This window comes from Yersinia antarctica (genome assembly GCF_056636475.1).
This window is the reverse complement of sequence record NZ_JBSJQF010000001.1, coordinates 1,083,443-1,097,425: the sequence shown is the minus strand read 5'-3', so window position 1 is coordinate 1,097,425 and position 13,983 is coordinate 1,083,443. Positions and strand designations below refer to the sequence as shown.

Below are 13,983 nucleotides of genomic sequence, written 5' to 3'. Positions count from 1 at the left end.
TGATATATACCACAACCCCAAACGATTCGGTCTTTGGCAGGCAAAACTTGCGCACAATCCGCGAAAGTAGTGGTATTATCGCCCAACTCAATGGATTAGTGTTTTTAGGATATGGCGGTTCTGCCATCAAATAACAAGAGAAGAAGCGCACTGTGATGTTGTCAAAATTCAAACGTAGTAAACATCAACAACACCTTGCACAACTGCCCAAACTCCCTCAGTCAGTTGATGATGTCCAAACACTTTATTGCCCCAAGGTTTTCCGCTCCACTCTGCTGGATTTAATAGGCCTGGCGACCAAACGTATTTATCTGGTGGCGCTCTACCTGGAGCAGGATGATGCAGGCCGGGACGTAATGAATGCCCTCTATCAGGCTAAGCTTCAGCGCCCAGAACTGGAGATTTGCGTGCTGGTAGACTGGCACCGCGCACAACGTGGGCGTATTGGAGCCGCAGCGGTCAATACCAATGCTGATTGGTACTGTGAAATGGCGGCCAATCATCCGAATGTTTGCGTTCCGATTTACGGTGTTCCAGTCAATACTCGCGAAGCACTCGGCGTGTTGCATCTGAAAGGTTTTATCATTGATGATACTGTGATTTACAGTGGTGCCAGTATCAATGATGTCTACCTCTATCAAAACGATAAGTATCGTTATGACCGATACCAATTAATCACGAACCCATCATTGGCCGAAATTATGGTCGATTACGTGAAACAACGGATGCTAAGTGCAGGAGCGGTGCAACGCTTGGATCGTGCTGATCGGCCGACCAATCCTGAGATTAAAAATGAGACCCGACAGTTTCGCTCGTCACTGCGCGACATCGGCTATCAATTTCCGGCACAAGCGAGTAATGATGAACTGGCCGTCACCCCATTGGTTGGCTTAGGCAAAAAGAGTCAACTGAATAAAACAATTCATCATTTAATGGCCTCCGCTGACGAACGACTCACTATTTGTACACCTTACTTTAATCTGCCAGCACTGTTAGTCCGCAATATCATTTATCTACTGCGTGAAGGCAAACAGGTCGAGATTATTGTTGGTGACAAAACAGCAAATGACTTTTATATTCCAGAAGATCAACCGTTTAAGATTATTGGCGCGTTACCTTACTTATACGAAATCAACCTGCGTCGCTTCCTGAGTCGCTTACAGCGTTTTGTCGATAGCGGGCAATTAATCGTGCGCCTGTGGAAAGATGGCGACAATACTTATCATCTGAAAGGAATGTGGGTTGATAATAATTGGCAGTTGATTACCGGTAATAACCTGAATCCACGCGCATGGCGTTTGGATCTGGAAAATGCCATTTTGATCCACGATCCTAAGCATGAGATGCACGAGCAGCGCGCTAAAGAGCTGGAGTGTATCCGTACTCATACTAAAGTTGTTTCACATTACCTTGAGCTTGAGAATATTCAGCAATATCCAGTCAAGGTTCGCAAATTGATCCGTCGTTTGCGCAGGATCCGTATCGATCGGCTGATTAGCCGCATTCTATAAATATGAAAGCCCGGTTACATGCCGGGTTTTTTGTATCTAGCCAGAGGAGAGACGGCATGTGGTGCCCACCTTATCTTCGCCCATTACTTATCGCCCCACTGTTTTTTCTCAGTTCTGCATGCACGCATATGGCTAATGATAATTGGACTGGGAAAGATAAGGCACAACATTTCTTTGCCTCCGCCGTTTTAGCCGCCGCTGGCACTGCCTATGGTGAACATCAAAATTGGTCCGATGCCAAGAGCCGTAATTTTGGCCTGCTGTTTTCTATCGGGATCGGGGCGGGTAAGGAGTTATATGATAGTCGTCAAGGTGGGACTGGCTGGAGCTGGAAGGATTTTGCCTGGGACGTCGCCGGTGCAATGACAGGTTACAGCCTTTATCAAGCGGCAAACTGACCCCACTACAGCAATAAACACGCTATTCCTACGATAAAACCTTACTTACCTGGTTCAAATCCTCACAGCTAAATCCATAAACAAAAAAAACCACCTATCAAGGTAGCCTTTTGTTTTATTCATCGCTGTGACGGCCGGATTTGACTCACCTGCCCCTGCAATATTTGACTCGTCTGACTATGAGCCCTGCGACGCAACCACTCTAAGGTCACTATTTATACCTATTTCACTATTCTGCCCATAGCAAAAACCCCACGCTTTTGGCATGGGGTCTCGGCTTTATTTGATGCCTGGCAGTATACGAATGGCATGCCCCATTCCCGAACGAAACGCAACAAACCATCATGCGTTATGCAGCGAGTAGATACTCTAAAAATACCTCATTCGGTGAGCTGTATTCCAGAGATTTGCGCCCCCGAGTGTTGAGGATGTGCTCCAGTCTCGCAATATCTTCATCGCTGACGCCATTAAAATCGGTTCCTTTCGGATAAAACCGCCGTATCAGACCGTTGGTATGCTCATTCAACCCCCGCTCCCAGGAATGATAAGGCCGGGCAAAGTAAACCTTTGCGCCCGTTACCTGAGTGATGTCCTTATGTTTCGCAAACTCGGGTCCGTTATCTGCCGTCAGGGTTTTAAACTCACAGAAAGTATTCGCCACGATGTCCCTGAACGCTTCCACGACGCTCTCAGCGCACTTATTGGGGAGTTTACGGATAATGACCTGCTTTGTGGCTTTGTCCACGACCGTCAGCAGGAATGACTTCTGGTCTTTGCCAAAAATCGTATCGATTTCAACATGCCCGGGAACCTGTTTGAGTTCAGCCTCAGCAGGCCTGTGCTCAATGCCAACCCTGTCCGGGATGGGCGTGCGTCCGGGCTCACCCGTATCATAGCGATAGCGTTTACCCCGGTGAGGGAGCTGAAGGTAAAGCTTACCGCCAGCCTGTCTGTCCGAACGGATATAGCGGTAGAGGGTATTTTTGCTGACGGCGATATCAAACTGGATTTTCAGTCTCCCACAGATAACCTCAGGGGAGGTATGTACAGCCAGCGCCTGCCGGAGAAAGTCTTGTGTCTGCTGGCCCAGAGGGACACAGGCATTGTGTGCCGAGGTGGCGCCCCGCCGTTGTCTGGCTAAGGCATCAGCGCGTCTGGAGGAGTAAAGTCCGTTGAAGGCGGGGTCCGTATTACGTCTGAGCTCCCGGCTCAGGGTAGAGCGAGAGACGCCGAGCTCTCTGGCAATGCAGGACTGATTAACGCCTTCAGCTTTTCGTTTTTCGATGTAAAAGCGCTCATGCTGAGTCAAATGTTTTCCCTTCATGCAACAGGGTCTCCGACAGGGTCAATACGGCTATTTTATCCGTACCTGACCGGTGGGTCACTTTGTTGCATTTCGTTTGGGAATTGGCGCATTCCTACCATTCGCCCTTCGGGCCGTTGCAGCAACGTTAAAATCGCTCCTGACGCTTTTTTCCTACAATATTCGTCTCATCTTGAGGATGAGTCTCCCCCCTCCGGGGCCAGCGCAAGCGCTGTTCAAACTGCATTCGCAGTTTGTCGCATATCATGCTCAAGTCGAACCTGCACAACAGACAAACAAAAAAGGCCACCCGTTAGGGTAGCCTCTTTTGCTTATTTGATGCCTGGCAGTGTCCTACTCTCGCATGGGGAGACCCCACACTACCATCGGCGCTACGGCGTTTCACTTCTGAGTTCGGCATGGGATCAGGTGGGACCACCGCGCTATGGCCGCCAGGCAAATTCTGTCTAAACTAAACCCGCTATGCAATCCTGCACACAGCCAGTCAGCCCAATCTCGGAACTTCGCTGAAAATTTCTATCTCTCAAATCTAAAACACCTTTGGTGTTGTAAGGTTAAGCCTCACGGATCATTAGTACTGGTTAGCTCAATGCATCGCTGCACTTACACACCCAGCCTATCAACGTCATAGTCTTTAACGTTCCTTCAGGGGGCTTAAAGCCCCAGGGAAGACTCATCTCGAGGCAAGTTTCCCGCTTAGATGCTTTCAGCGGTTATCTCTTCCGAATTTAGCTACCGGGCAATGCCATTGGCATGACAACCCGAACACCAGTGATTCGTCCACTCCGGTCCTCTCGTACTAGGAGCAGCCCCTCTCAATCTTCCAACGCCCACGGCAGATAGGGACCGAACTGTCTCACGACGTTCTAAACCCAGCTCGCGTACCACTTTAAATGGCGAACAGCCATACCCTTGGGACCTACTTCAGCCCCAGGATGTGATGAGCCGACATCGAGGTGCCAAACACCGCCGTCGATATGAACTCTTGGGCGGTATCAGCCTGTTATCCCCGGAGTACCTTTTATCCGTTGAGCGATGGCCCTTCCATTCAGAACCACCGGATCACTAAGACCTACTTTCGTACCTGCTCGAGCCGTCACTCTCGCAGTCAAGCTAGCTTATGCCTTTGCACTAACCTCACGATGTCCGACCGTGATTAGCTAACCTTCGTGCTCCTCCGTTACTCTTTGGGAGGAGACCGCCCCAGTCAAACTACCCACCAGACACTGTCCTCACCCCGGATCACGGGGCCGAGTTAGAACATCAAACATTAAAGGGTGGTATTTCAAGGTTGGCTCCATGCAGACTGGCGTCCACACTTCGATGCCTCCCACCTATCCTACACATCAAGGCTCAATGTTCAGTGTCAAGCTATAGTAAAGGTTCACGGGGTCTTTCCGTCTTGCCGCGGGTACACTGCATCTTCACAGCGAGTTCAATTTCACTGAGTCTCGGGTGGAGACAGCCTGGCCATCATTACGCCATTCGTGCAGGTCGGAACTTACCCGACAAGGAATTTCGCTACCTTAGGACCGTTATAGTTACGGCCGCCGTTTACTGGGGCTTCGATCAAGAGCTTCGCCTTGCGGCTGACCCCATCAATTAACCTTCCAGCACCGGGCAGGCGTCACACCGTATACGTCCACTTTCGTGTTTGCACAGTGCTGTGTTTTTATTAAACAGTTGCAGCCAGCTGGTATCTGCGACTGGCTTCGGCGCCGAGAGCAAGTCTCTTTACCTAATGCCAGCGTGCCTTCTCCCGAAGTTACGGCACCATTTTGCCTAGTTCCTTCACCCGAGTTCTCTCAAGCGCCTGAGTATTCTCTACCTGACCACCTGTGTCGGTTTGGGGTACGATTTAATGTTACCTGATGCTTAGAGGCTTTTCCTGGAAGCTTGGCATCAACTACTTCACCACCGTAGTGGCTCGTCATCACACCTCAGCGTTGATAAGCAACCGGATTTACCAAGTCACTCCGCCTACATGCTTAAACCGGGACAACCGTCGCCCGGCTAGCCTAGCCTTCTCCGTCCCCCCTTCGCAGTAACACCAAGTACAGGAATATTAACCTGTTTCCCATCGACTACGCTTTTCAGCCTCGCCTTAGGGGTCGACTCACCCTGCCCCGATTAACGTTGGACAGGAACCCTTGGTCTTCCGGCGTGCGGGTTTTTCACCCGCATTATCGTTACTTATGTCAGCATTCGCACTTCTGATACCTCCAGCAACCCTCACAGGTCACCTTCAACGGCTTACAGAACGCTCCCCTACCCAACAACACCTAAGTGTCGCTGCCGCAGCTTCGGTGCATGGTTTAGCCCCGTTACATCTTCCGCGCAGGCCGACTCGACCAGTGAGCTATTACGCTTTCTTTAAATGATGGCTGCTTCTAAGCCAACATCCTGGCTGTCTATGCCTTCCCACATCGTTTCCCACTTAACCATGACTTTGGGACCTTAGCTGGCGGTCTGGGTTGTTTCCCTCTTCACGACGGACGTTAGCACCCGCCGTGTGTCTCCCGTGATAACATTCTTCGGTATTCGGAGTTTGCATCGGTTTGGTAAGTCGGGATGACCCCCTAGCCGAAACAGTGCTCTACCCCCGAAGATGAGTTCACGAGGCGCTACCTAAATAGCTTTCGGGGAGAACCAGCTATCTCCCGGTTTGATTGGCCTTTCACCCCCAGCCACAAGTCATCCGCTAATTTTTCAACATTAGTCGGTTCGGTCCTCCAGTTAGTGTTACCCAACCTTCAACCTGCCCATGGCTAGATCACCGGGTTTCGGGTCTATACCTTGCAACTAGACGCCCAGTTAAGACTCGGTTTCCCTACGGCTCCCCTATTCGGTTAACCTTGCTACAAAATATAAGTCGCTGACCCATTATACAAAAGGTACGCAGTCACCCAACAAAGTAGGCTCCCACTGCTTGTACGTACACGGTTTCAGGTTCTATTTCACTCCCCTCGCCGGGGTTCTTTTCGCCTTTCCCTCACGGTACTGGTTCACTATCGGTCAGTCAGGAGTATTTAGCCTTGGAGGATGGTCCCCCCATATTCAGACAGGATGTCACGTGTCCCGCCCTACTCATCGAGTTCACAGCAAGTGTGTTTTGGTGTACGGGACTATCACCCTGTACCGTGCGACTTTCCAGACGCTTCCACTAACACACAAACTGATTCAGACTCTGGGCTCTTCCCCGTTCGCTCGCCGCTACTGGGGGAATCTCGGTTGATTTCTTTTCCTCGGGGTACTTAGATGTTTCAGTTCCCCCGGTTCGCCTTGCATGGCTATGTATTCACCATGCAATAGTGCAACGAATTGCACTGGGTTTCCCCATTCGGGTATCGTCGGTTGTAACGCTTCATATCAGCTTACCGACGCTTTTCGCAGATTAGCACGCCCTTCATCGCCTCTGACTGCCTAGGCATCCACCGTGTACGCTTAGTCGCTTAACCTCACAACCCAAAGGTGTTTCTTATGTTCAAGTCGGTTGCGCGTCGTGAATACAGCGTTGTGCGGTACTCGGAATGCTCATGAACATGAAGTTCACTCCGCTTCCTCTGTGCCGTACGCCTTGCCTTCACTTAGCTCACGCGACTCTCTTCATCAGAATGCACATTGGCATTGCGATTATTTGAGAGACTCTAATACAGGTTAATCCTTACCTCAGTCATTCTACGGAGAGATAAGTTTCAGCTGTATTGTTTCAATTTTCAGCTTGTTCCAGATTGTTAAAGAGCAATATTTCACAACACACTGTGCCTTACGACCGCAGTACGTTTTGAAATAGTTTTTTTATATGGTGGAGCTAAGCGGGATCGAACCGCTGACCTCCTGCGTGCAAGGCAGGCGCTCTCCCAGCTGAGCTATAGCCCCATATAAAAAGCAAAATACCTTATCGGCATAACTCATTCTCAGACAAGGCGCAGTCACGCGACGTTTATGGGTATAAACGAGTGTGTCTGTAACGCACTATGAGGATGAGTTGGTGGGTCTGAGTGGACTTGAACCACCGACCTCACCCTTATCAGGGGTGCGCTCTAACCACCTGAGCTACAGACCCAACAAGGTACTAAAGCCCGACTAATCTCTCAGTCCGGCCTTATTTGCTCGTTACTTTCTATCAGACAATCTGTGTGGACACTACGCAATGCGTATCGTTAGGTAAGGAGGTGATCCAACCGCAGGTTCCCCTACGGTTACCTTGTTACGACTTCACCCCAGTCATGAATCACAAAGTGGTAAGCGCCCTCCCGAAGGTTAAGCTACCTACTTCTTTTGCAACCCACTCCCATGGTGTGACGGGCGGTGTGTACAAGGCCCGGGAACGTATTCACCGTAGCATTCTGATCTACGATTACTAGCGATTCCGACTTCATGGAGTCGAGTTGCAGACTCCAATCCGGACTACGACAGACTTTATGTGGTCCGCTTGCTCTCGCGAGTTCGCTTCACTTTGTATCTGCCATTGTAGCACGTGTGTAGCCCTACTCGTAAGGGCCATGATGACTTGACGTCATCCCCACCTTCCTCCGGTTTATCACCGGCAGTCTCCCTTGAGTTCCCACCATTACGTGCTGGCAACAAAGGATAAGGGTTGCGCTCGTTGCGGGACTTAACCCAACATTTCACAACACGAGCTGACGACAGCCATGCAGCACCTGTCTCACAGTTCCCGAAGGCACCGAAGCATCTCTGCTAAGTTCTGTGGATGTCAAGAGTAGGTAAGGTTCTTCGCGTTGCATCGAATTAAACCACATGCTCCACCGCTTGTGCGGGCCCCCGTCAATTCATTTGAGTTTTAACCTTGCGGCCGTACTCCCCAGGCGGTCGACTTAACGCGTTAGCTCCGGAAGCCACGCCTCAAGGGCACAACCTCCAAGTCGACATCGTTTACAGCGTGGACTACCAGGGTATCTAATCCTGTTTGCTCCCCACGCTTTCGCACCTGAGCGTCAGTCTTTGTCCAGGGGGCCGCCTTCGCCACCGGTATTCCTCCAGATCTCTACGCATTTCACCGCTACACCTGGAATTCTACCCCCCTCTACAAGACTCTAGCTTGCCAGTTTCAAATGCAGTTCCCACGTTAAGCGCGGGGATTTCACATCTGACTTAACAAACCGCCTGCGTGCGCTTTACGCCCAGTAATTCCGATTAACGCTTGCACCCTCCGTATTACCGCGGCTGCTGGCACGGAGTTAGCCGGTGCTTCTTCTGCGAGTAACGTCAATCAACCGTGCTATTAACACGATTGCCTTCCTCCTCGCTGAAAGTGCTTTACAACCCGAAGGCCTTCTTCACACACGCGGCATGGCTGCATCAGGCTTGCGCCCATTGTGCAATATTCCCCACTGCTGCCTCCCGTAGGAGTCTGGACCGTGTCTCAGTTCCAGTGTGGCTGGTCATCCTCTCAGACCAGCTAGGGATCGTCGCCTAGGTGAGCCATTACCCCACCTACTAGCTAATCCCATCTGGGCACATCCGATGGCGTGAGGCCCTAAGGTCCCCCACTTTGCTCTTGCGAGGTCATGCGGTATTAGCTACCGTTTCCAGTAGTTATCCCCCTCCATCAGGCAGTTTCCCAGACATTACTCACCCGTCCGCCGCTCGCCGGCAAAGTAGTAAACTACTTCCCGCTGCCGCTCGACTTGCATGTGTTAGGCCTGCCGCCAGCGTTCAATCTGAGCCATGATCAAACTCTTCAATTTAAGATTTGTTTGATTTGCTGCTAATAAAAGCAGCGATGCTCAAAGATTACTTTCTGCAAATAAGCATTCGAACCGAAGTTCAAATGTGTACTGCTTTGGTCACTCTTCAAGACTTTGATATTTCTTCTGCCTGCCGAAACAGGCTTCGATATCGTCTTGCGAGTGCCCACACAGATTGTCTGATAAATTGTTAAAGAGCGTTCGTTACCCGTTTGCCTTTCGGCGAATCTTACGGTAACGCGGGAGGCAGATAATACGCTTTCCCGCTGAAGAGTCAAGAGTTTCTTTGGTTTCTTTCGAAGTCAAAATCATTCTTTTCGCTTCCTGACCCGGCGAAGTATGTTTCGTTGTTCCCGGTCAGTGGAGGCGCATTATAGGGAGTTCCTGACAGCCTGCAACCCCTAATTTGAAAAAAATTTTCAACCGCTCATTAATACGGCAAAAATCGCAAATATGGCGAAAAAGAAAACAAAAAGGGGGCGATTTCTCGCCCCCTTGAGGATTAACGATTACTGTCTGGCAATGATATGCCCGTTTTCCACATCTAAAGTAACAGGTACTCCCGGGATTAATTTGCCGGAAAGTATCTGCTGCGCCAGCGGGTTCTCGATTTCCTGCTGAATCGCGCGTTTCAATGGCCGTGCACCATAAACAGGATCAAAGCCGGTTTCCCCCAGGAATTCCAACGCAGGTTGAGTAATGGTAACCTGATAGCCACGCTCTTCCAGACGTTTATACAGCCGCTCCAGTTGAATACTGGCAATTGAGGCCAGATGTGCTCGACCAAGCGGATGGAAGACAACCACCTCATCTATACGGTTAATAAATTCAGGACGGAAGTGATGGCTAACAACCTCCATCACCATATTCTTCATTTCGGTATAACTTCTTTCACCGAAACGTTCCTGAATCAAATCTGAACCGAGGTTAGAGGTCATGATGACAACCGTGTTACGGAAATCAACCGTTCTCCCCTGCCCGTCAGTCAAGCGACCATCATCCAATACCTGCAACAAGATGTTGAACACATCAGGATGTGCTTTTTCCACTTCATCTAACAAGATTACAGAATAAGGACGACGGCGCACCGCTTCCGTCAGATAACCACCTTCCTCATAGCCAACGTAGCCCGGAGGTGCACCAACCAGCCGAGATACGGAGTGTTTCTCCATAAACTCTGACATATCAATACGCACCATGGCATCGTCGCTGTCGAACAAGAACGTGGCCAATGCTTTACATAATTCAGTTTTACCTACCCCCGTCGGGCCTAAGAATAAGAAGGAACCAATTGGCCGGTTCGGATCTGATAACCCAGCACGACTACGGCGGATAGCATTGGATACTGCTTCGACTGCTTCATCCTGACCAATGACACGTTTATGCAGGTCTTGTTCCATGCGCAGCAGTTTATCGCGTTCACTTTCCAGCATGCGTGATACCGGAATACCCGTCCAGCGCGCCAGGACATCAGCAATCTCAACCTCAGTGACACGATTGCGCAGCAACTTCATGGTTTTCCCTTCCAGCGCATTGGCTGCCGCTAGCTGTTTTTCCAACTCAGGGATTTTACCGTACTGAAGTTCTGACATCCGAGCCAAGTCACCCACACGTCGAGCCTGTTCTAAGGTAATTTTGGCCTGTTCCAACTCAGTCTTAATATTCTGAGTCCCAGTCAGTGAGGCTTTTTCAGCTTTCCACTCTTCTTCCAGCTCAGAATACTCACGCTCTTTCTGCTCTAATTCGGTATTGAGCATTTCCAGCCGTTTTTTACTGGCGTCATCGGATTCTTTGTTCAGCGCTTGCTGTTCCAGTTTCAATTGGATAATTCGGCGCTCCAGCCGATCCAATGATTCTGGTTTTGAATCCATTTGCATACGGATACTGGAACCGGCTTCATCGATCAGGTCAATGGCTTTATCCGGTAACTGGCGATCCGAAATATAACGGTGCGACAGTGTTGCCGCGGCAACAATTGCCGGGTCGGTGATCTGCACATGATGATGCAGTTCATATCGCTCTTTCAGCCCGCGCAAAATAGCAATGGTGTCTTCGACTGTCGGTTCCGCAACATAGACTTTCTGGAAACGCCGCTCCAGCGCCGCATCCTTCTCTATATACTGGCGATATTCGTCCAGGGTGGTCGCACCGACGCAATGCAGTTCACCGCGCGCTAACGCAGGTTTCAGCATGTTACCAGCATCCATCGCCCCATCGCCTTTCCCAGCGCCAACCATGGTATGCAATTCATCAATAAACAAGATCACACTACCTTCTTGTTTTGATAAATCGTTCAACACGCCTTTTAGACGCTCTTCAAATTCACCACGATACTTAGCACCGGCAATCAGTGAGCCCATATCTAATGACAGCACACGTTTATGTTTCAGGCCTTCCGGCACTTCGCCATTGACGATACGTTGTGCCAACCCTTCCACGATGGCGGTTTTACCGACACCGGGTTCACCAATTAATACCGGGTTGTTTTTGGTACGACGTTGTAACACCTGAATAGTACGGCGAATCTCTTCATCACGGCCAATCACCGGATCAAGTTTCCCCTGCTCTGCACGCTCAGTCAGGTCGATAGTGAATTTTTTCAACGCCTGACGCTGATCTTCGGCGCCTGGATCATCGACTTTGTCACCACCACGCATATTTTCAATTGCCTTATCTATTTTATCAGTTGTTGCACCGGCAGCCTTTAACATGTCAGTTAAGGTGCCGCGGTCTTCAAGCACTGCCAACACGAACAGTTCTGAAGAGATAAACTTATCTGCACGCTTTTGCGCTAACTTGTCACAAAGATTCAATACACGTACCAGCTCGTTTGATGGTTGAACATCACCGCCGGTACCTTCAACTTGTGGAAGAAGACCTAAAGCCTGCTCAATGTCGCTGCGCAAACTGGCAACATTAATACCCGCCGAGGTCAACAATGGGCGAACCGTCCCCCCATCCTGATTGAGCAGTGCGCTCATCAAATGTAACGGTTCAATAAACTGGTTGTCGCGCCCAAGCGCTAAAGACTGGGCATCGGCGAGGGCAAGCTGGAATTTGCTAGTAAGACGATCCAGACGCATAACACCTCCGATATTGGTCAAAATTGCTACTGGAGATTAGATGAGGTCATCCCTCAAATTTTCAAGGTTATTTCGACACTATATTTAAAGTAATTCGTTATGCGTCAGCGGATCGTCCTAATTCAGTAGGTTATATCAGCCAGACTAAACTTGCCATACGTCCAGTGATTCCATCGCGCCGATAAGAGAAAAATTGCTGTTTTTCACTCACAGTACAGCAATTACCGCCATAAATAGCGTGAATACCTGCAGCCTGTAGCCGCAAATGAGCCAATAGATAGATGTCAGCGAGATATTTAGTGCCTGAGGGAACAAAAGCAGAGGCGGATGCTGGGTCGATATTGATAAAGGCCAGTTTCACCTCTTCACCCACTTCGAACTGCTGTGGGCCAATGGCTGGGCCTAACCAGGCAATAATAGAAGCAGGGGCCGCGTTGAACTGCGCCAGCGTCTGTTCAAGGACGCCAGCACATAAACCACGCCAACCAGCATGTGCGGCCGCAACTTCATCGCCTGCTAATGAACAAAACAGGACCGGTAGGCAATCTGCGGTCATTACGGCACAAACTTGCCCGGCAACCCGGCTATAAGCCGCGTCAGCCTGTACATCAGCTACCGCCTTACCATCCAGATGCAGGACACGAGTACCATGCACCTGCTCCAACCAAACAGGCATTTGCGGCAAGCCAGCCAGTTCAACTAATCGCTGGCGATTAGCTGTCACACTGGCTGCAACATCACCAACATGGGTACCAAGGTTTAATGAATCATAAGGCGATTCGCTGATACCACCGTGACGGGTGGTGCTACATGCCTTAACACCGGCAGGCATCGGCCAGTCTGGAAGTATCAGTTGGGGACTCATTACCAATCCATCTGGTCTTTGAATTCTTCAGTATCAGCCTTCAGCGCATTTATCAGCTCAACCATATCTTCTGGTAATGCTGCATGCCATTCCATTTGGATACCACTGATAGGGTGATACAAACGCAGCATGGTTGCATGCAATGCCTGACGATCAAAACCACGCAGAATGGAAATAAAGGAATCAGAGGCGCCTCTAGGTGGGCGCGGACGGCCACCATAAAACTGATCACCCACCAGTGGATGGTTAATATGAGACATATGCACGCGGATCTGATGGGTACGGCCCGTTTCTAAACGCAAACGCAGGCGGGTATGGGCGCGGAAATGCTCCATAATCCGGTAATGGGTAGTTGCTGGTTTACCCATTGGGTGCACAGCCATGTGAGTACGCTTGGTGGAATGACGAGAAATTGGCTCATCGACCCGACCGCCCGCAGTCATATTGCCAATGGCTACGGCTTCATATTCACGGGTAATTTCACGCGCTTGCAGTGCTTCAACCAAACGCGTTTGTGCCGGAACCGTTTTTGCTACTACCATCAAACCAGTAGTATCTTTATCCAGGCGATGAACGATACCCGCGCGCGGGACATCCATGATTTCAGGATAATAATAGAGCAGCGCATTCAGAACCGTACCATCTGGGTTGCCGGCTCCGGGATGCACAACTAAACCACGGGGTTTATTAATGACCAAAATATCGTTATCTTCATAGACGATATCCAGTGGGATGTCTTGAGGCGCCCAGCGGGCATCTTCCTCAATTTGCGCGTCAATGGCGACGAGCTCACCACCCAACACTTTTTCTTTAGGCTTATTAATTGTTTTACCGTCGACTTTAACCCTGTCTTCCAAAATCCACTCTTTTATGCGAGATCTTGAATAATCAGGGAACAATTCGGCCAAAGCCTGATCTAACCGTTGACCGAGTTGAGATTCGGCCACCGTTGCGCTGAGTTGTACTTGTTGTGCCATATGCAGCTTCTTGTTCGTTAACGTTGGGTTTTGACGGCGATGCCGTTTAATATAATGTGCTATTGTATCTAGATCTTTGTCGGGAGCTTAACGGACAGTCTCCCGGAATAACAC

General features: G+C 50.0%; 6 protein-coding genes, 2 tRNA genes and 3 rRNA genes. 2 read left to right on the top strand and 9 right to left on the bottom strand.

The features are described 5' to 3' along the window. Positions 1 to 158 precede the first annotated feature (158 nt). Positions 159 to 1,511 carry a CDP-diacylglycerol--serine O-phosphatidyltransferase gene (gene pssA, locus ACWJJO_RS04870; protein ID WP_372559835.1) on the top strand — a complete coding sequence of 451 codons (1,353 nt, stop codon included), beginning with the start codon at positions 159 to 161 and terminating at the stop codon, positions 1,509 to 1,511. 56 nt (positions 1,512 to 1,567) lie between these two features. Beyond that, a complete protein-coding gene (locus tag ACWJJO_RS04865; RefSeq protein ID WP_083160207.1) occupies positions 1,568 to 1,909 on the top strand; it encodes a YfiM family lipoprotein in 342 nt (113 codons plus the stop codon). Positions 1,910 to 2,258: 349 nt separating this feature from the next. Here the strand turns inward: ACWJJO_RS04865 and ACWJJO_RS04860 are convergent, their stop codons facing one another. The 9 genes from ACWJJO_RS04860 to rluD form a co-directional block, all read right to left on the bottom strand. After that, entirely contained in the window at positions 2,259 to 3,233 is a 975-nt protein-coding gene (locus tag ACWJJO_RS04860; RefSeq protein WP_481090692.1) for an IS30 family transposase, read from the bottom strand. A 320-nt stretch (positions 3,234 to 3,553) separates the two neighbouring features. Next, positions 3,554 to 3,669: ribosomal RNA gene (gene rrf / locus ACWJJO_RS04855) — 5S ribosomal RNA — on the bottom strand. Positions 3,670 to 3,783: 114 nt separating this feature from the next. Then, positions 3,784 to 6,691, bottom strand: a 23S ribosomal RNA gene (locus ACWJJO_RS04850). Positions 6,692 to 7,036: 345 nt separating this feature from the next. Beyond that, positions 7,037 to 7,112: transfer RNA gene (locus ACWJJO_RS04845), tRNA-Ala, on the bottom strand. 110 nt (positions 7,113 to 7,222) lie between these two features. Further along, positions 7,223 to 7,299: transfer RNA gene (locus ACWJJO_RS04840), tRNA-Ile, on the bottom strand. Between the two features lie 102 nt (positions 7,300 to 7,401). Next, positions 7,402 to 8,944, bottom strand: a 16S ribosomal RNA gene (locus ACWJJO_RS04835). Together the 16S, 23S and 5S rRNA genes with 2 tRNA genes alongside form the textbook arrangement of a ribosomal RNA operon. A 509-nt stretch (positions 8,945 to 9,453) precedes the next feature. Further along, positions 9,454 to 12,027: an ATP-dependent chaperone ClpB gene (gene clpB / locus ACWJJO_RS04830; protein WP_481090691.1), complete on the bottom strand. Its 2,574-nt coding sequence runs from the start codon at positions 12,025 to 12,027 to the stop codon at positions 9,454 to 9,456. 130 nt (positions 12,028 to 12,157) lie between these two features. Further along, positions 12,158 to 12,892 (bottom strand): purine nucleoside phosphorylase YfiH, encoded by a 735-nt coding sequence (gene yfiH / locus ACWJJO_RS04825; protein WP_442848095.1) that lies wholly within the window; start codon positions 12,890 to 12,892, stop codon positions 12,158 to 12,160. Continuing rightward, positions 12,892 to 13,869: a 23S rRNA pseudouridine(1911/1915/1917) synthase RluD gene (gene rluD, locus ACWJJO_RS04820; protein WP_481090690.1), complete on the bottom strand. Its 978-nt coding sequence runs from the start codon at positions 13,867 to 13,869 to the stop codon at positions 12,892 to 12,894. The genes yfiH and rluD overlap by 1 nt, the downstream gene beginning before the upstream one ends. Positions 13,870 to 13,983: the final 114 nt, after the last annotated feature.

Bases quoted from the DNA above. Each gene is read 5' to 3' on its own strand.
- ACWJJO_RS04865 (WP_083160207.1), top strand. From the start codon at position 1,568: ATGTGGTGCCCACCTTATCTTCGCCCATTACTTATCGCCCCACTGTTT.
- ACWJJO_RS04860 (WP_481090692.1), bottom strand. From the start codon at position 3,233: ATGAAGGGAAAACATTTGACTCAGCATGAGCGCTTTTACATCGAAAAA.
- clpB (WP_481090691.1), bottom strand. From the start codon at position 12,027: ATGCGTCTGGATCGTCTTACTAGCAAATTCCAGCTTGCCCTCGCCGAT.
- yfiH (WP_442848095.1), bottom strand. From the start codon at position 12,892: ATGAGTCCCCAACTGATACTTCCAGACTGGCCGATGCCTGCCGGTGTT.
- rluD (WP_481090690.1), bottom strand. From the start codon at position 13,869: ATGGCACAACAAGTACAACTCAGCGCAACGGTGGCCGAATCTCAACTC.